18 protein-coding genes are annotated in these 17,136 nt (G+C 61.0%); 10 read left to right on the top strand and 8 right to left on the bottom strand.

Annotation, left to right across the window (positions count from 1 at the left end):
- Positions 1-107 precede the first annotated feature (107 nt).
- The 3 genes from AC1D1Z_RS15915 (at position 108) to AC1D1Z_RS15905 (ending at position 3,442) form a co-directional block, all read left to right on the top strand.
- Positions 108-1,007, top strand: a complete 900-nt coding sequence (locus AC1D1Z_RS15915) for a LysR family transcriptional regulator (protein WP_130652642.1) — start codon at positions 108-110, stop codon at positions 1,005-1,007.
- 336 nt (positions 1,008-1,343) lie between these two features.
- Positions 1,344-2,519, top strand: a complete 1,176-nt coding sequence (locus AC1D1Z_RS15910; RefSeq protein ID WP_065277438.1) for an MFS transporter — start codon at positions 1,344-1,346, stop codon at positions 2,517-2,519.
- A gap of 500 nt (positions 2,520-3,019) precedes the next feature.
- Positions 3,020-3,442 (top strand): TIGR02594 family protein, encoded by a 423-nt coding sequence (locus tag AC1D1Z_RS15905; protein ID WP_018242589.1) that lies wholly within the window; start codon positions 3,020-3,022, stop codon positions 3,440-3,442.
- Between the two features lie 56 nt (positions 3,443-3,498).
- Here AC1D1Z_RS15905 and AC1D1Z_RS15900 read toward each other — a convergent pair whose 3' ends face one another.
- The 3 genes from AC1D1Z_RS15900 to AC1D1Z_RS15890 form a co-directional block, all read right to left on the bottom strand.
- A complete protein-coding gene (locus tag AC1D1Z_RS15900; protein WP_065277437.1) occupies positions 3,499-4,284 on the bottom strand; it encodes a class I SAM-dependent methyltransferase in 786 nt (261 codons plus the stop codon).
- A gap of 323 nt (positions 4,285-4,607) precedes the next feature.
- The gene (locus AC1D1Z_RS15895) at positions 4,608-4,928 is read right to left on the bottom strand and encodes a low molecular weight protein tyrosine phosphatase family protein (RefSeq protein WP_026188445.1); all 321 of its coding nucleotides are present in this window, start codon (positions 4,926-4,928) and stop codon (positions 4,608-4,610) included.
- A gap of 77 nt (positions 4,929-5,005) precedes the next feature.
- Positions 5,006-6,409: a pyridoxal phosphate-dependent decarboxylase family protein gene (locus AC1D1Z_RS15890; protein ID WP_130652641.1), complete on the bottom strand. Its 1,404-nt coding sequence runs from the start codon at positions 6,407-6,409 to the stop codon at positions 5,006-5,008.
- Between the two features lie 313 nt (positions 6,410-6,722).
- Here AC1D1Z_RS15890 and AC1D1Z_RS15885 point away from each other — a divergent pair, with 313 nt between their 5' ends.
- The 3 genes from AC1D1Z_RS15885 to AC1D1Z_RS15875 all read left to right on the top strand — a co-directional run bounded on the left by AC1D1Z_RS15885 (position 6,723) and on the right by AC1D1Z_RS15875 (position 8,808).
- Positions 6,723-7,148: a hypothetical protein gene (locus tag AC1D1Z_RS15885; RefSeq protein ID WP_018242585.1), complete on the top strand. Its 426-nt coding sequence runs from the start codon at positions 6,723-6,725 to the stop codon at positions 7,146-7,148.
- 134 nt (positions 7,149-7,282) lie between these two features.
- On the top strand, positions 7,283-7,789 hold the full coding sequence (locus AC1D1Z_RS15880) for a GNAT family N-acetyltransferase (protein WP_018242584.1): 507 nt from the start codon (positions 7,283-7,285) through the stop codon (positions 7,787-7,789).
- 98 nt (positions 7,790-7,887) lie between these two features.
- Positions 7,888-8,808, top strand: coding sequence for an ornithine cyclodeaminase family protein (locus AC1D1Z_RS15875; RefSeq protein ID WP_130652640.1), 921 nt, complete (start codon positions 7,888-7,890; stop codon positions 8,806-8,808).
- Between the two features lie 9 nt (positions 8,809-8,817).
- Here the strand turns inward: AC1D1Z_RS15875 and dapB are convergent, their stop codons facing one another.
- Together dapB and AC1D1Z_RS15865 are read right to left on the bottom strand one after the other, a co-directional pair.
- Positions 8,818-9,642 (bottom strand): 4-hydroxy-tetrahydrodipicolinate reductase, encoded by an 825-nt coding sequence (gene dapB / locus AC1D1Z_RS15870; protein WP_018242582.1) that lies wholly within the window; start codon positions 9,640-9,642, stop codon positions 8,818-8,820.
- A gap of 87 nt (positions 9,643-9,729) precedes the next feature.
- The gene (locus AC1D1Z_RS15865) at positions 9,730-9,945 is read right to left on the bottom strand and encodes a hypothetical protein (protein WP_028733211.1); all 216 of its coding nucleotides are present in this window, start codon (positions 9,943-9,945) and stop codon (positions 9,730-9,732) included.
- 193 nt (positions 9,946-10,138) lie between these two features.
- On the opposite strand from AC1D1Z_RS15865, the gene AC1D1Z_RS15860 reads away from it, so the two are divergent.
- The 3 genes from AC1D1Z_RS15860 to AC1D1Z_RS15850 all read left to right on the top strand — a co-directional run bounded on the left by AC1D1Z_RS15860 (position 10,139) and on the right by AC1D1Z_RS15850 (position 12,514).
- Positions 10,139-10,525: a VOC family protein gene (locus AC1D1Z_RS15860; RefSeq protein WP_130652639.1), complete on the top strand. Its 387-nt coding sequence runs from the start codon at positions 10,139-10,141 to the stop codon at positions 10,523-10,525.
- A 207-nt stretch (positions 10,526-10,732) separates the two neighbouring features.
- Entirely contained in the window at positions 10,733-11,737 is a 1,005-nt protein-coding gene (locus AC1D1Z_RS15855; protein WP_477851125.1) for a carbon-nitrogen hydrolase family protein, read from the top strand.
- A gap of 303 nt (positions 11,738-12,040) precedes the next feature.
- Positions 12,041-12,514, top strand: a complete 474-nt coding sequence (locus tag AC1D1Z_RS15850; protein ID WP_130652637.1) for a VOC family protein — start codon at positions 12,041-12,043, stop codon at positions 12,512-12,514.
- 78 nt (positions 12,515-12,592) lie between these two features.
- On the opposite strand, the gene AC1D1Z_RS15845 is transcribed toward AC1D1Z_RS15850, so the two are convergent.
- Positions 12,593-12,994 (bottom strand): GFA family protein, encoded by a 402-nt coding sequence (locus AC1D1Z_RS15845; protein WP_130652636.1) that lies wholly within the window; start codon positions 12,992-12,994, stop codon positions 12,593-12,595.
- A 226-nt stretch (positions 12,995-13,220) separates the two neighbouring features.
- Here AC1D1Z_RS15845 and AC1D1Z_RS15840 point away from each other — a divergent pair, with 226 nt between their 5' ends.
- On the top strand, positions 13,221-15,101 hold the full coding sequence (locus AC1D1Z_RS15840) for an ABC transporter ATP-binding protein (protein ID WP_113543593.1): 1,881 nt from the start codon (positions 13,221-13,223) through the stop codon (positions 15,099-15,101).
- 188 nt (positions 15,102-15,289) lie between these two features.
- Here AC1D1Z_RS15840 and AC1D1Z_RS15835 read toward each other — a convergent pair whose 3' ends face one another.
- Both AC1D1Z_RS15835 and ubiA read right to left on the bottom strand, forming a co-directional pair.
- Positions 15,290-16,066 (bottom strand): phosphodiester glycosidase family protein, encoded by a 777-nt coding sequence (locus AC1D1Z_RS15835; RefSeq protein WP_477851122.1) that lies wholly within the window; start codon positions 16,064-16,066, stop codon positions 15,290-15,292.
- A 22-nt stretch (positions 16,067-16,088) separates the two neighbouring features.
- Entirely contained in the window at positions 16,089-17,003 is a 915-nt protein-coding gene (gene ubiA / locus AC1D1Z_RS15830; RefSeq protein WP_113543594.1) for a 4-hydroxybenzoate octaprenyltransferase, read from the bottom strand.
- Positions 17,004-17,136 lie beyond the last annotated feature (133 nt).

Genomic DNA, 17,136 nt, shown 5'->3' with positions numbered 1-17,136 from the left:
ATGTTTGTTGGACGGTCGACTACTTAGGCTTTGCTGATTGCCCGCGCCAGACGCAACAAAATCAATCGACCGTTGCGTAATGCGCCATGCTTGAATAGAATTGAGCCATGTCTGATCTCGATCTTAACCTCTTGGTGGCACTGGATGCGTTGCTGCGCGAGCAGAGCGTGTCGGCCGCCGCCCGTCGGCTTGGCCTCAGCACGTCCGCCATGAGCCGGACGCTGTCACGGTTGAGGACCGCGCTAGGTGATCCGATTCTTGTGCCGGCCGGGCGCGGCATGGTTGCGACGCCTCATGCCCTTGCGATTGGTGCCGAGGTACATTTGTTGAAAGAAGCCGTGCAAGCCGTCCTTAGTCCGCCATCGACCGTGGAGATTCGGGAGGTGCGGCGCCACTTCACGATCCGTGCCAATGAAGCATTCGTGCTTCTCTGCGCCGCGGGTCTGAGCGCCGCTGTGACGAACGCTGCGCCGGGGATAAGGCTTCGCTTTGCGCCGAGATCGGACAAGGACGTTCAGGCTTTGAGGGACGCGGCGATAGATTTGGACATCGGTGTCCTCCCGCGAGACAGCGGGGAGCTGCGTTGCCAAACTCTTTTCGAGGATCGCTATGTCGGTCTCGCAAGGGTAGGGCACCCGATATTCGATGCTGATCGGCTAACGGCCGAGCGCTATGCCGCCTGGGGTCACGTGCTCTTCTCGATGCACGAGGATTTCGCCGGTCCGATCGACAGGGCACTCGCCGAATTGGGCCATGTCCGTGATGTCAGGCTGATCGTGCCAAGCTTTCCGGCGGTGATAGCAGTTGCGGCGGCATCCGATTTGATCGGCTCGATTCCGAAGTCATATTGCAAATCCGCCGCGATAAGCCATATCAAAACCTTTGACCTGCCCGTGGCCGTGCCGGGTTTCAACATCGTGCAGGCGTGGCACCCCCGCATGGACGCAGATCCCGTGCATCGCTGGCTGAGGGCGCTGATTTTTGAGACGTTCCACTCGATGAATTGAGTGCGTGGCCCGTCAAATCAAGCGCTTCGTTCCCATTCCGCAGACGTGATCCGCGATCTTATGCAGTGCAGCCTCTCGTTGATGCAGGGAGCGAGAATTGCTGCTCGGCACCGCCGAATGGTGATCGCTGATGGCGCCAATAAGCGGACACCAGTCGTGAGCGGCTGCTGTGAAATTACCGGCGGCTGCATCATGCTGACACTGGCTGTCAGCAATGGTGGTCGATAATCCTGAGACCGCGGGTGTCCGAGCCAGTCGCCATTTCGTCGGAATGTCGGGCTATGCCGTCGGATGCCTGGGCTTCAATCCCGCCCCAATCGGAGCAGAGTCCCCGAGATGAAGCCGCACCAGCGTATTTTCTTCATTCAGTTTGCCGTGGCCCTTTCCCTGGGGGCGTTTGTTTCGCGGCTGCCCGACCTTCAGCTTAAGTTCAGCCTTACGGAAGGGGAGCTTGGCCTGCTGCTCGCCGTCATGTCCTCCGGGGTTCTCTGCGGGTTGACGTTCTCGGTGAGGTTCATCGAGAGGCTCGGTGCGCGCACCACCGCTTTCGTCACCGTCTTCGGTGCGTCGTTGTTTTTCGCGCTGATCCCCTGGATGCCTTCAGCTCTTCTGGCGGTGCCATTGTTCTTCATTGCCGGCGTTTTCACCGGAGCATTCGAGATCAACGCCAATATCGAAACCGATCGCCATGAGGCGCTGCTTGGGTACCGCATCATGAGCCGGGCTCACGGTATGTGGAGCCTCGGCTTCTGCATCACCGCCCTTGTTGCCGCCGGCATGCGGCAGGCTGCCGTCTCCATCGAACTGCATACCTTCATCGTCCTCGTGACGGTCTTGATTGCCGGGTCGATCGTCTTCGCCGGGATCGAGAATGCGCCCCGGCGGCAGGACGCTCACTCCGGAGATACGCCGATCATCGCTTTTCCCACGATCGGACTGCTCCCCCTTTGCCTTGTCGCCGCAGCTCCGCTTCTTGCCGAAGGCGCAAGCGTCGATTGGTCGGCTATCTATATGCGGGACGTGTTCGCGGTCGAACCCTTCGTCGGCGGGCTCAGCGTGACCATTTTCTCCTCGTTCATCGCCATCGGGCGGCTCGGCATGGACCCTGTCATCGACCGCTTCAATCCGCGCCCTGTCGCAATCACTCTGCTTGGGATCGCGGCCATCGGTGTTGTCATGGTTGCGACGGCGACACACCCTGTTGTCGCGCTCGCAGGCTTTGGCCTGACAGGTATCGGCTGCTCTTCAGTTTATCCGCTTGCCATCTCGGCTGCGGCCCGACGCACGGATCGACCCGCACCCGTCAACGTTGCAGCGCTTGGGCAGACGACGTTCCTTGTGTTTTTCGCCGGGCCGCCACTGCTCGGTTTCGTTGCCGAACACTTCGGCATCCGCTTTTCGTACTGGGCGGTCGTCCCTGTTCTCGCCGCAGCATTGCTGGTCACCAGGGCACTTGCCGCTGATCCGGCCCCGGTCACAGGCCAACCCGAACCGGCGCAACCACGCGGTTGACACGCCACGCCGGCCTCCGCTCTCCTAAGCTCCTTCACGTCCGCACCGGAGGGGCAACCTCCGGCTTTCGCTGGTGAATCGGGCGAGCGCAATGTATTTCCCATCGCGCCCAAGTATTATAAGTGGCCATCGGAAATATAGCTCGTATAGGTGAGGAGCTAATTCCGCGTGCTGTCGTCAACTCTTGGCGAATGGTTTTGCTGCTCAAGCATTGCGAACACAGTCCATCTCGTCTGAATGGACCTGATTGGGATGGCGAAACTCCAGCCTTTCCGCCCCGAAAAACATAKGTTTTGCGGGGTTTGTGATGGCCGTGTCCGGCCCCAAAGGGAGGCTCGCCGACAGAGTTCTGCGCCTCGCTTCGGACAAATTTCCGCCGCCAAAATGCCAGTATTAGTTGTTTCTAAATCACGCCATAATTCACATCTACGTTGCCGCGCCTGTTTTATTCTTCGCCACATTTCGGAATTTCAACATTATACAAACAATGGTGGGTAACTATGAAGGTTATTCTCGTCATCGTCCTCACGGTGCTTGCCGTGCCCTGTGAGGCGGACATGCTCGGCACGGCGTCCAAGTACAAGAGCATGCATGAACGCTCCATCTCCTTCCTCAGCATCAATCCGCGCAGAGTATCGTGGTGCGGGGCGTTCCTGGCCTTTGTCGCCAAGCGATCTTCGCGGGAACCGCCGCCCAACCCCAATATGGCGGCGTCTTGGAGAAAGTTCGGCAAGCCGGTGTTCTTCCGCGCCGCCAGGCGAGGGGATGTCGTGGTGATCCGCACCGGTCGACGCTTTCATGTCAGCCTGTTCGATCACATCGACCAGCGCCGCCAGTACGTCTACCTGTTTGGCGGCAATCAATCCAACCGGGTGCAGCTGTCGCGCTATCGCGCCAGCTCGGTGGTCGCCGTGCGACGATGATGTTGGGTGAGAACTCACCTTCCTTCCAAACCTAGATGGCGGCGGGAAAACAGGCCTTACGCCTTGCGCGCCCTGACGTGGAGGAAGATCGGTGCGATGCGGGTATCGGCGACCATTGGCTCGGCGAGAGCCACCTCGACTGACGCCATGGGCTCGCCGAAAGCATCGATCGTCAGTCCCGCTTCGACGATCATCGACACCCAGGTCGACAGCGTCCGGTGAAAGCGCGGGACGGCAAACGGCGTCAGCGTCGCCCGTTCGGCCTCGGGGATAGAGGAGAAGATCCAGCGATCGATCCGGCCGTCGCTCTCGTCGAAATAATCGGCGATCTCAACCGCGACGGGCTCGCCGGCCTGATTGCGGATATTTCGGCGTGTCGGCGGCACGAAACAGGGGTGCAGGATCGAAAACTGCAGGAAGCCGCCCGGCTTCAGGACCCGGTGGATGCCCTTCAGCACCTCGCGCTGGTCGGCCATGTCCATCATCGACATGAAGGCGGTGACGAAATCGAAGCTCGCCTCCGGGAAATCGATGCTCTGGCCGTCGCCGAGCACATAGTCGATGCCGAGCGGCGCTTCTGCCTCGCTCTCGCGGGCATAGCGAATGAAGGTCGGGGCTATGTCGAGCCCGGTCATGCGGGCGCCGAGGCGGGCGACGGCGCGAGTATTGGAGCCTTCGCCGCAGCCTAGGTCGAGCCCCGCTAAGCCGGTGACCGGCGGCAGCATCTCCAGAAAGGCCGGCGTGTTCAGCGCGTCGCGGTATTTGTCGTAGCCGGCGCGGCTGTAGATCGTCCAGGTCTCGGCATTGCTCTCCCAATGGGCGGCGACATCATTGGCGTTCATGGCTCTCCTCCTTGTGCGATCGGAACGGGCGGGGAGCTATAAGCGGAGCGTGTGGCAATGGGAAGACGGGCGGTCCACTGTAAGCGGTTCACGCCTATGGATCATGACCAAGTTCGCGTGCACTATCATTCGATCGAGAGGATAGGGGGCTGCTGTGTCCGACGAAGTGATCATCCGCGAGCTGGTCGGCCTCGATCAGACGATGACAATTATCCCGCGGCCCCCGCAGCTTGGCCGCAAGTGCCACCACTAGCGCAAAGCGGGACGGACGGAAGAATTGCCCGCCTTGTGCTGGCGGCGATTTTACGGTCGCATGAACAGGCTTAGAGATGCCGGGGCACCTTTGCCTTCAGCAGTTGCACGAGCGCGGGGTCCATGAAATCGTAATCATCAGGAATATGAAGGCAGATCAACCGCTTGTCCTTGAGAGCTGACCGGTACTTGCCCTGGACTTTCGCACGGTGAGCCTTCTCCATGACAAAGACGATATCGGCCCATTCGACCAGCTCGTTCGATAACGGATTTTCGGCATCCTTGTTCGTACCTGCCGAGGAGACTTCGATTTCAGGCCAGTTCGCGAAGACCTGTTCGGCCGTCGGGCTGCGAAGCTTGTTCTGACTGCAGACGAACAGCACGTTTTTCACGTTTCTATCTCTCTTCAAGTGAATAGGGCCGGCGATAGCACAATTCCGTGTCCGGGCGAACCAAGGGAGTTGATGCATCACCCTCGGCTGACACTCTTGAACGCAGCGATGATGCTTTGTGCGGCGAGTTGCGCCTCATCTGACGTCGTCTGGAAATTGGTGACGGAGAGGCGCAGGACGTCGCGGCCGCGCCATTTGGCGCCGCCGGCGAAGATCATGCCGTCCGCCTGGATCTTTTCGATCGTCTTTCGCGTCAGCGCGTCGCCTTCTTCGGAGGGCAGGTCCGTTCCGAAGCGGATGACGAGCTGGTTCAGCACGACGTCGTTCAATATGCCGATGCCCGGTTGCAGCGACAGGAGATCTGCGATCAGCCGCGCTGAGGTGCAGCACTGATCGATGAGGGTGGTGATGCCGTCGCGGCCGAGATGTTTCAGCATCGCCCAGGTGGCAAAGCCGCGTGCTCTTCTCGAAAGCTCGGGCACGTAATGGGAGGGATCGCGTTCGCCTTGGCCGGCGAGCGGCAGATAGCTCGCGGCAATCGTCATGGCGCGGCGATGAGCGAGTTCGTCGCGGACGATGGCATAGCCGCAATCATAGGGCGTCTGCAGCCATTTGTGGCCGTCGGTCGCCCAGCTGTCGGCCGCTTCGATGCCGCGGCTGAGGTGGCTGGTCTTCATCGATGCCTGCGCCCAGAGGCCAAAGGCACCATCGACATGCACCCAGGCGCCTTTTGCCTTCAACAGCGGGATGATGGCGGCGAAATCGTCGAAGGCGCCAGTATTGATCTGCCCCGCCTGGAGAATGGCGATGGCGGGACCGGAGACCGTATCGAGCGCGCCCGCCAGCGCGGCCGGGTCTATCCGGCCTACCGGATCGGTGCGCACGCGCAGCACGCGATCGTGGCCGAGGCCTAGGAATTGCAGCGCGGAGAATACCGTCGTGTGGGCATCGTCGCCAATCAGCACGGTAATCTCGGGGGCGCCGAACAGGCCGTTGGCATCGGCATCCCAGCCCACCTGGCGCAGCACCTCGCCGCGCGCGGCGGCAAGGCAGGTGAAGTTCGCCACCGTCGCACCCGTGACGAAACCGACCGAGCTTTCGGCCGGCAGCTGCAAGAGATCGAGAAGCCATCTCGCCGCGACGGTCTCGACGGCGGACGCGGCCGGGGCAACGGCATGGTTTCCGGCATTTTGGCCCCAGGCGCTGGTGAGGAAATCAGCCGCGACGCCGACCGGATGGGAGCCGCCGATGACCCAGCCGAAAAAGCGCGGCCCTGTGGTTGCGTGCAGCCCGGGTTCGGCGCCGTCCGAGAGACGCCTGATGACATCAAGCATATCGGAACCGGCCGCCGGCAGCGGTTCGTCGAAACAGGCAAGCGAGGCTGCGTAGTCGTGGGTGGGCACGTGGCGGGCGGGCGTTGCCTGCCGGAATCCCGCCGCAAGGCGGGCGGCTTCCTGAAACAGAGATGCAATTGCCGTCATGCGGATCCCCCTGCCGCCATCGATCCTGGAGGGGCACACCCTCGAAAGCAGGCTGCCGGCACACGCAATCTAGCCGATATCGCCGGGGCTGTCTTTGCCGTGGGCGATCCCGGATATGGGCTCCGGGGCCTTCCTTGGGCTTGCCCAGACCTCAAGATAAATTGAGCATCGGGGATGCGCTTCCTAAATATCTACAATAACTACCTTATCCCGTTCTGTCCATTTTTGAAATTTCGTGGCTCTTGTTGAAAATGATTGCCTTTTTTTAAGTATCGTTCAATAATGAGGAAATATCATTTGCACCATTGTCAAGTTGGTGCTGCCAATTAGCGAGGGATGTGCACTGAAATATTTCCTTCTCTACGCGCTGACGTGCACGTTGGTCGGGATAGTTCTTCTCTTCATTATCCGTGAAGTTGTGCCATTCGCGATCGACAAGCCAACCGAGCAATCAGCGGCCGGACCAACCGGTGAGCCGTTGAACGCGGCAACCGGCGAGCCGGCGCCCGCGGCAACCGGAGAGTCGGTGCCCGGGCCAACAACCGATCAATCCGCCGTCCAGCCAGCCGATCCCTTGGTCGTCCGGTCTACCGGCCAGCCGGTCGACGGGCCAGCCCGTGAACCGGTGGTCGGGCCAACCGGTGAACCGGCTACGGGGCCGACCGATCAATTGAGGGGCGGTCCGAGCGGTGAACCGGCCGTCCGGAAGGGCGGTCGGCTGGGGAGCCCGGCGCAGTGATCGGCGCTTGAGATGATTGATTTCCGTTCGATCTCGTAACTCCGAGCCTAGGCTGAAGTACGAAGCTTGCTGACACCGGTTGACGGCTGGAGCCATCTGTATTGAGAGTAGCTCTCATCTTGCAGGAGGTCCCGATGGATGGAAGCGGCACGACGATCAGGCATATCCAGGCAGACGAAGTGGAGGCTTTCCGGCGCATCCGTCTGGAAGCGCTTCGCACCGAACCGTCTCTCTTTGCAAGCCGCTACGAAGACTGGGCGGCTCTTTCTCTCGAGGAGTGGCGCAATCGCTTGAACGAGCCGGTTTTCATCGCCTTTCAGGATGGTGAACCCGTCGGCATAACAGGCCTGCTCCGGCAGCGGTCGAGCAAGATGGCTCATCGCGCGACGATCATCATGGTCTACGTCAGACGGAGCCTGCGTGGAACGGGCCTTGCCGCGAAGCTGCTCAGCGCGGTGGCCGATCACGCGCGTGATATCGGTATCCTGCAGCTGGAACTCTTCGTCAGTGCGGAGAACCCGGCGGCAATACGGTTCTATCAGCGGGAAGGCTTTTCCGAGATCGGCAGAATTCCCGGCGGGGTTCTGGAGGAGGGCAGGGAGATCGACGACGTCATGATGGCTCTCCGTCTGGTCGGTTAGCTCTCACGCGATGTTTCGGCGCATATCGGTTTGCCTGAGCTATTGACCTCAAGCGGGGTTGGGGTTGCAGGATGCCGGTATGGGCTGGAGGGTTGGCTGTGACGAAAATCCTGAAAGACGAGGATCTTGTCGGTAGCGGGTTGATGGCGGTCGCGATCGATGCGCTCGAGACCGCTTTTCTCGCCAGAGCCGGCAATCGGCTGATCTCTCCGCCCCGGCATCATATCTCGTTTCCCGATCGGGGCGATCTCGTCTTCACCGTCGGTGGCATCCTTGGCGAGAAACCGCTCGCGGGCTTTCGGGTCTATGAAACATTCGACGGGGTGGAGCATTCGCAGATCGTCGCTGTGTGGTCGGCCGACGACGCCAGGCTCAAAGGCATCGTTCTCGGAGAGCGCCTCGGTAGCCTCAGAACCGGTGCGATCGGAGGTCTCGCCATCCGCCACCTCAGCGCGCCGGATGCCAAGACCGTCGGGATCCTCGGCAGCGGAGCCCAAGCGCAAACCCAGCTTGCCGCGGCTGCCACCGTTCGGAAACTGGACCGCGCACGCGTCTATAGCCGCGACGAGAAAAATCGCACCGCCTTCGCAGCTGAGATGCAGCACGCCTTGGGCATTGAGGTGGAGCCTGCCGGCAGCGCCTCTGAAGCCGTTGATGACGCCGACATCGTCATCTGCGCGACGACGAGCCAAACACCGGTCATCCATGCGCGGGATTTGAAGCCCGGGATGCACGTCAACACCGTTGGCCCGAAAACACATCAGGGATACGAACTGGGCCTGGATATCGCCGATGTCGCAGCCGTGATCGCGACGGACTCTCCCGAACAGACGCGCGCCTATGCTTCGCCCTTTTTCCTCGTCGGCTCCGGGAATGAGCATCGCATGGCCGATCTTGCCGATATCATTGCCGGGAAAGCGGCCGGTCGGGGATCGCCGGAGGATACGACCCTGTTTTGCTCCGTCGGGCTGGCCGGAACCGAAGTCGTCGTCGCCTCGGCAATCCTTGATAGCTTATAGGCCAGTTTCTCAGGCCAGCTCGAGAACATCTCCCATTGTGTATTCGCCGGGTGCGCGCCCTGCGACCCAGCGGGCGGCGGCAAGTGCGCCGCGGGCGAACATGCCGCGATCGAGAGCCGAATGGGAGAGCGTCACGACTTCCTCGGCGGCGGCAAACAGGACGCTGTGTTCTCCGACGATCCCGCCGGCGCGCAAGACGGCGAAGCCGATTTCGCCGGTCGGGCGCTCACCGGTGATGCCGTCACGCCCGCGCCGCTCGACGGATGCGAGGGAAACCCCGCGGCCCTCGGCGGCGGCTTCGCCGAGCATCAGCGCCGTACCGGACGGCGCGTCGATCTTCCTGTTGTGATGGGCTTCGAGGATTTCGATATCCCAGGCATGCGCGGGAAGGGCGCGGGCCGCCTGGGCGACGAGGCCGACCAGCATGTTGACGCCGATGGAGAAATTGCCGGAGCGCAGGATCGGAATCGTGCGAGCAGCCTCTGCGATCCGTTCGAGTTCATCCGGCTCGAAACCCGTCGCCCCGATCACCAGGGCCGGTCCACCGGCCAAAGCGCACAAGCCGGCAAGTTCGGCGGCAGCGTTTCCCGTCGTGAAATCCAGGATCACGTCGGCCGCTCCGATCGCGGCCGACCGGTCGATCAGCCCGGCGCCGATGGCGCCCTCACGGCCGATGCCGCCGACGAACGCAAAATCCGGATCGGCCGCCAGCAGCGGCAGGATGGCGCGCCCCATGCGGCCGTTCGCGCCGGAGACGGCTATTTTGATTGGTGAGGTCACGGTCTTTCCTTGGCTCGCGATGTTTTCGGCTGAGCGGCTATTTACATCCAGCATTCGTGCCGGAGAAGGCGACCTGCAACTATTGCATTCCGCTCCCGGCGCAAAACCGTATCTCCTGTGGTCCGTTTGGTCGTCCGGCGCTTACCAGTTGCCGGGATCGGCTGTGTGATCGATGCTGGCGAATTCGTCGGCCTTGTGCCGGTCCAGCTTCACCTCCGTTGTCGCCTTCGTCTCGTCGGTGACGGAGTAGCGGTCAGGGATCGGTCCCGTTGATAGTTCCTGATACATGAGCAAGGCGGCCTCCTCGGCGGTATCGGCCTCGATCTCTCGGGTGATTGATACTGTGAACTTGTGCATGGCTTCGGCCCTCTCGATCGATGCGGCGGGGTGCGCAGTTTGCACAGTCTGACACGAGTTTTGTGTCGATGACACTAAAACTGCTCACTTAGAATTTGATTCATGCGATGGCTTCAGGTCTTTGTTTTTATGAATGTCGTGGTGCCCGGCCGCCAGACAGTTTCGGGCGAAGTCAGTTGAGGGGGGATAGGTCATGCGCTTGAATCAAGTAACCGTTACGATGCCTGACCTTGATGCGGGCTGGAACTTCTACTGCATTCTCGGTCTCAGACCCGTTGTCGACGCCCGTCCCCGGTATGCGCGCTTTGTCTGCCCGGACGGAGACAGCACCTTCTCTTTGGATCAGGGCGTAAGTGGTGGTGGCGGAACCATGGTGTATTTCGAGTGCGAGAACCTGGACGAGACGGTCGGCAGTCTCAGCGAAGCCGGTCTTCGTTTCGTGAGCGGGCCGGAGGACAAGAGTTGGCTCTGGCGTGAAGCGGAGCTGTTCGACCCCGGCGGCAACCGCATCATTCTCTATTCCGCCGGTTCGAACCGCCTCGATCCGCCGTGGCGGGTGGATCAAGGTCGGCCCGCTTGAGGTAGGTGCTCGGCCGTCCCCGAATTGACGAATCGCGGCCGCCTCGGCATCTTTGCTTCGGCGTGGCCTAACGCCGAACCTCTCCAGACCTTCCCCAGCAGGGTCTTCAACCGGAGGCAAAGGGACTTTCGTCTCGGGTCGTGATCTTGGTCCTGATGTTTTGGGCTGTTGCTGGGGAACGATGTCCGGAACGTGAGAGGCCCTGATATGACTGAGAATGGAAATTTCAAACGGCGGGTGCGCGCGCGCGCCGCCAAGACGGGTGAATCCTACACCACCGCCCGCATGCATGTTCTCCCCAAGTCGGCGAACGACGCARCGCCTGAGGCAAGACGCCTGCGTCTGGCCGTGGCGCAGACTACCTATGCGGACGATCCCCGCGATATCGACAAGCTTCGCCAAAGCGGACAGGAGATGCGCCTGCTGATGCGGCAGGCGCGGGAGGCAGGCGCGCGGCTCGTCCATTTTCCCGAAGGGGCGACATCATCGCCCAACAAACGCATCATGTCGGAAATCGGGCCGCGGGAGATCGGGCCCTCCGATTGGCGGCGGTTCGAATGGGCCGTGCTTCGCGAGGAGTTGGATTCAACGCGCAGGCTGGCGCACGAGTTGGGGCTCTGGGCGGTCATCGGCTCGGTGCATCCGCTGACGGCGCCGCACCGGCCGCACAACAGCCTCTATGTCGTCTCCGACCGCGGCGAACTGGTGACGCGCTACGACGAGCGCCTACTGTCGAACACCAAGATCTCCTTCATGTACACGCCGGGTTCGATCCCCGTGACCTTCGAGGTCGACGGCATCCGCTTTGGTTGCTCGCTCGGTATGGAGTGCAACTTTCCCGAAATTTTCACTGAATACGAGCGGCTCGATGTCCACTGCGTGCTGTTTTCGTCGACTGGGGGGACGCCGGCCAACGATACCTCCTTCGCCGCGGAGGTGCAGGGGTATGCGGCGAGCAACAGGTACTGGGTGAGTTTTTCCATACTCGCACATCCGGGTTTAGCTGATCCTGTGTCTTCCGGGATCGTCGCGCCCGGTGGCCAGTGGGCGGCGCAATGCCCTGCGGATGGAACGGCGTCGATATCGCTCGCCGATATCGACGACAATCCCGGCGATATTGCCAGGCCGTGGCGGCGTAAGGCGCGGAGCGGCCTCTACGAGCCGCATCGCGTGGCGGGCGATCCGCGCAGCGATGCGCGGAATATGTTTTAGATCGCGTCGCGTCCACGGCATGCGCGCCAAGTGAATGCAGATGACGCTGAATGCACTTGCGGAACTGTAATCCACAGTTCCGCAATCTTCCACTTGCAAAAGTATCTCGTGCGCCCAAGGACTTGGGCGCACTGGATCCCTCTGACGAGCACGGGGATGAAGAAAGGGGAGGTATGGCGGCGCCTCCACCAATTTAAGCGCTCGGCAATCATCCGCGTGAAATCGCGCGGACTGGGCTGGAGAAAGACGGTTTGCCTCTTATGTCACTGAAAAATGCGAAACGAAGAGCGAAAGGACCGCGCAATGGCAAAGAACACGATCTGCGTATGGTACGACAAAGAGGCTGAGGCGGCTGCCCGCTTCTATGCCGCGACTTTTCCCGATAGCGCCGTGGGTGCCGTTATTCGTGCACCGGGAGATTATCCTGACGGCAAGCAAGGAGACGTACTGGTCGTGGAATTCACCGTTGCGGGCGTTCCTTGCATCGGCCTGAACGGCGGTCCTGTGTTCAAACACAACGAAGCCTTCTCATTTCAGATCGCAACCGACGATCAGGAAGAAACCGATCGCTATTGGAACGCCATCGTCGGCAATGGCGGCCAGGAAAGCGGGTGTGGCTGGTGCAAAGACAAGTGGGGCGTGTCCTGGCAGATTACGCCGCGGGTCCTCTCCGAAGCCCTCTCGGCAGGCGGTGGCCAGGCAAAGCGCGCTTTTGACGCGATGATGACCATGAGGAAGATCGACATTGCGGCGATCGAGGCGGCGCGGCATGGCTGAGGTGGTCTTGCGCAGAACGATCTTTTATCGGGTTCGCATCTGACGCGATCCGGCGGTGTGTCGATCTTCGCAGTCTGCTCAGAACCACAGATCGCGTACGCAGCGCCCTTTGGAAGGCAGGTCCTCAAACGTGTCCAGGCCGTCGAAATGATCGATTGGCAGATCGTGAACGAGATCCGGCGGCGCAAGCCGCATGTTGACGGCCATGCGCCGACGGCCATCCTTTCGAAGCCGCAGGCCGCGCCAGCTCAAGACACAGGCGCAGGATGGGCAGAACAAGATCTCGAGAGACGGCTCGTCCCTGTCTGTGCGGGTGTAGGAGGCGGTCTCACCGGTGAGAGCGATGCGCTCTCCTTCGTAGTCATAAGCCCACAGTGTGCCGTATCGTTTGCAGAGCGTGCAGTTGCAGGCGGTGATCGAGCCGGGATCACCCTCAAGTGTCCAGCCCGCCTTGCCGCAATGACATGAGCCCGTCAGCATGAGCGTAGGTTCCGTCCTGTACCATACAACGATCGCAATCTGCCCCAACCCCTTGACGACCGCAATTGGCGCTTTTCGCCGCCGCCTGCTTCCTGCGCTTGCGACCGATACCTCCTGGCGGCAGATTTTCTGAAATTTCTAATTGAGATGGCAGCCGGAAGATGGTTTTCTGCGACCCAGCGTAGCTGAGTCCACGCCTCCTCCCGATTTTTGATCCGAGCGGCCCATGTCGATTTCAGATGCGATCTATCGTCCCTTCGAAACCTTGATCCGGCCGCTCGACATCCCCTACCGGCCGATGCCCACCAAGGGGCCCGTGGCAGTCCTCATACACTTCATCGCGATGTTTCGGGGCGTCATCATCACCATGGCGCTGACCTCGATGGCCATCGAAGCCATCAACCTTACGATCATCTGGGGTCTTTCAGTCATTGTCGACGGAGTGACGACACAAGGCGTAGAACTCTTCGTCGACAGTAATTTCCGGCTGCTGGCAGTCCTTGCCTTTCTGCTTTTTCCGGTGATGCCCATTCTCTTCTACATCACCAATATTCTCAATTCGCACACGATCGGCATCAGCCTGCCCGTTGCGATTCAATGGCAGGGGCACAAGGCCGTCGAGCGGCAGGACCTCGCCTTCTTCCATGATCTTTTCGCCGGCCAGGTCGCATCCCGGCTCGGTCAGGTCGCCAATGCCGTTCAGCAACAGATCCTGATCGCATTCCAGACGGCACCGCGCTTTCTGCTTCAGATCATCGGCTCCGTTGTTCTTCTGCTCGCGCTCTCCTGGCAGCTTGCGCTGCCAGTCATCGTCTGGGTTGCCTTCAACGTGCTCTTTGCGATCAAGGTCGTTCCGGATTTTACGGAGCGCGCCCGCCGCTCGGCAAAGCAGAACAGCCTCATTTCCGGTGCCCTGACGGACATCTACGGCAACATCCAGATGGTCAAGCAGTTTGCAGCTGAAGACAGCGAGGCAGGTGCGCTAAGAAAGATCATGTCCAAGGGGGTCGATACGCTTCACCACGAACAGCGCATCTACCGGACAACCGAACTCGTCGTCATCAGCCTCAACATGGTGCTCTGGCTCGTCATGCTCGGCATTGGTTTCTGGGGGCTGTTTGACCGATTCCTGACCGTGGGCGATTTCGCCGCAACGGTTTACATCCTCCAACGCCTCTCGGCAGGGTCCTTCACCTTCCTGCAAATGGGACAGCAGATCTTCCGCGCGCTCGGCACGATCAAGGACGCCATGCCGGTCATGACAACACCGCCCACCATCACCGATCGGCCGGATGCGGCCGAACTGACGGTCAGCCGTGGGGAGATCCATTTCGAGAACGTCCGCTTCGCCTACAAGTCCGGCAAACCTGTCATCGATGACCTGTCGCTGACGGTTCGGCCCGGCGAAAAGGTAGGGCTCGTCGGCCTCTCAGGTGCCGGCAAGACGACGCTGGTCAGCCTGCTGCTGCGTTTTTACGACATAGAGGACGGCGCGATCCTGATCGACGGGCAGGACATCCGCGCGGTCACACAGGCAAGCCTTCGCCGCGCCATCGGCGTCATCGCGCAGGACGTCGCGCTGCTGCATCGTTCGGTCGGCGACAATATCCGCTACGGCCGGCCGGAGGCGACGACGGACGAGATCGAAGCGGTGGCGAAGATGGCCAGCGCCGATGTCTTCATCGCCGATCTTTCCGACGGCGAAGGCCGCAGCGGCTATGATGCCTTCGTCGGCGACCGCGGGATCAAACTCTCAGGCGGCCAGCGCCAGCGTGTGGCGATCGCCCGCGTTCTCCTGAAGGACGCGCCGATCCTGGTGCTGGACGAGGCGACCTCTGCCCTTGACAGCGAATCCGAAGCCGCCATCCAGGAAAGGCTGAACCTCGTCATGGAGGGAAAGACGGTGATCGCCATCGCCCACCGCCTGTCGACCATTGCCAGGATGGACCGGATCGTCGTGCTCGATCACGGGCGCATCGTGGAGGAGGGCAGGCCGGACGAACTGGTCGAGCGCGACGGCTTGTTTGCCCGCCTGTGGAAACGCCAGACCGGCGGCTTCATTCCCGAAGACATCGACGAACCCTTGCCGGTCTCGCCTGCGACCTAACCGAGTGGCCTATGACGGCAACGCGAGGCCTCTCCTCGGACGACCTCTGCCCTGCAGGTCGAAGTGCTCGCATTGCACCCGAATGGCGGGGCGACCGTGCCACATGCCCTGTGTTGCTACGAGCGCCGCTATATCCCCCTCGCTCAAGTGCTCGTCACRGGAATCCAGCCCGCCGCGGCAGACTGGCGCTACTYGACAAGCCCGAAGATAGGGCCGTAGCCGCCGTGCCAAGACCGGTCGTTGCGGCCCATTTCAGGATTGTAAAGTCCGACACCCCGTCCGCCATCGAGAAACAACGCGTCTGGGCATTTCAAATGATCGCGGAAGAGGCGTGCAAAATCATGGAAATTCACTCCGTCTTCGCTGATCGCGAAACGAACCGAGCCGCGCTCGCAGGTTCCGACACCGCTGCGGCGGGTCCGGTCTGTCGAGCCGACGATGAAGATCGGGTTCAGCTTGTTGGCGATGACAAGCATCGGGCCGGACTGGGTGGCGAACCGCACCTTTGGCCGGCGTTTCAGAAATTCCTCGGTCGGGAGTATTCCAGCGCCTGCTTGACCCAGAAAGAACACGCCGTTCGGCTTCTTATAAAAATTCGGCACCTGACCGGCTGAGCTTTCGGCCTCCGTCGTATTGGCGGGGTTCAATTCCCTGCCGTTCTCGACATAAAGTCCCATCGGCGAAAAATCGGCCCGATACATCCCGGCGTTGACGGCGAAAGTCAGCGTTCGCCCTTCGGCGCGAACGGCTTCGGCTAGGCTTGAAAAAGCGCGGTATGGCGCGCCATCGGCGTTCTTCCAGAACAATCGCAGGTCGGCATTGCCCGGTTCCAGAGTGCAGACAACGTATTTCGCCTCTTCGAAGCTCTCCTGCTCGCATGGTTGGGCATGCGCCTGATGCAGGGATGTCATCGTTGCTGCCAGCATGATGGCCGCGGCGAACACGCCATGTTTGAGACAGGTCATTGGTGCTACGTCCTCGAGCTGCTCACCATGTGCCTGACAAAGCCGTGCAGGCGAGCAGCACCCCGGTCAGGATATTCGCCAGGAACAGGCGATAATTCATGTCCGGGCGGGCAAGATCGATCCGCCGGGTCTGCCAGGCAAGATGGACGGCGATCACCAGCATTCCGACAGTATAAGGCGGCGACATTTCCAACAGCCAGCCCCCGAGCGACCACGCGCCGACCGCCAGAGCATAGAATAGGCCGATAAAGGTCTTGCCGTGCCGGCCGAACAGAATTGCCGTCGATTTCAGGCCAAGACGGGTGTCATCCTTTAGATCGACATAGGCATAGATCGTATCATAGCCGATCTGCCAGGCGATGGCCCCGGCCCACATCAGCACGGCGCCGACCGGGATATGTCCGGCAGCCTCGGCCCATGCCATCAGCATCCCCCAATTGAACGCCGCGCCCAGGACGGCCTGCGGCCAGTGGGTGAAGCGCTTGCAGAGCGGATAGACAAAGACGAGCGGCAGCACATATATCGCGATGAGGCGGGTGTAAGGCGTCAGGAAAAACAGAAGCGAAGCCGCCAGTGCGAGTTCAACGGTCAGGAAGATAAAGGCCGGCAGCGTGGCGATCTCTCCGCTTGCCAAGGGCCGAAAGCGGGTCCGCTCGACATGGCCGTCAAACTTCCGATCAGCGATGTCGTTGACCGTGGAACCGGCGCTTCTCATCAGAAGAGCGCCGAGAGAGAAGATCGCCAATTGCCTGAGGTCTGGGAGACCGTGGGATGCTTGGATAAGGGCGGCCCAGCACGGGAAGAGCGTCAGCCATATTCCGACCGGGCGATCCAGCCGCGCCAACCGCGTATATGGCCGCCATGCGATGGGCAGCCGGCGATCCACCCAGTCGCCACGGTGGATATCGCTGAGATCGGGGCGGCTCAGAGTCGTCATGATGTGATCCAAATTTCCTGTCGCAAATAGCCGTGAAGCCTCAGGTTTTAGTCGCCATCGGCGTTGCCCAGAATAGGAATTTTTGCAGACACGGCAATAACCGTCCGTTTGCGATTGGTCGCTGACCTTCTGC

This window comes from Rhizobium sp. P1_E1 (assembly GCF_056406015.1).
The sequence above is the reverse complement of the archived record's forward strand: the minus strand, read 5'-3'. Positions and strand labels throughout refer to the sequence as shown.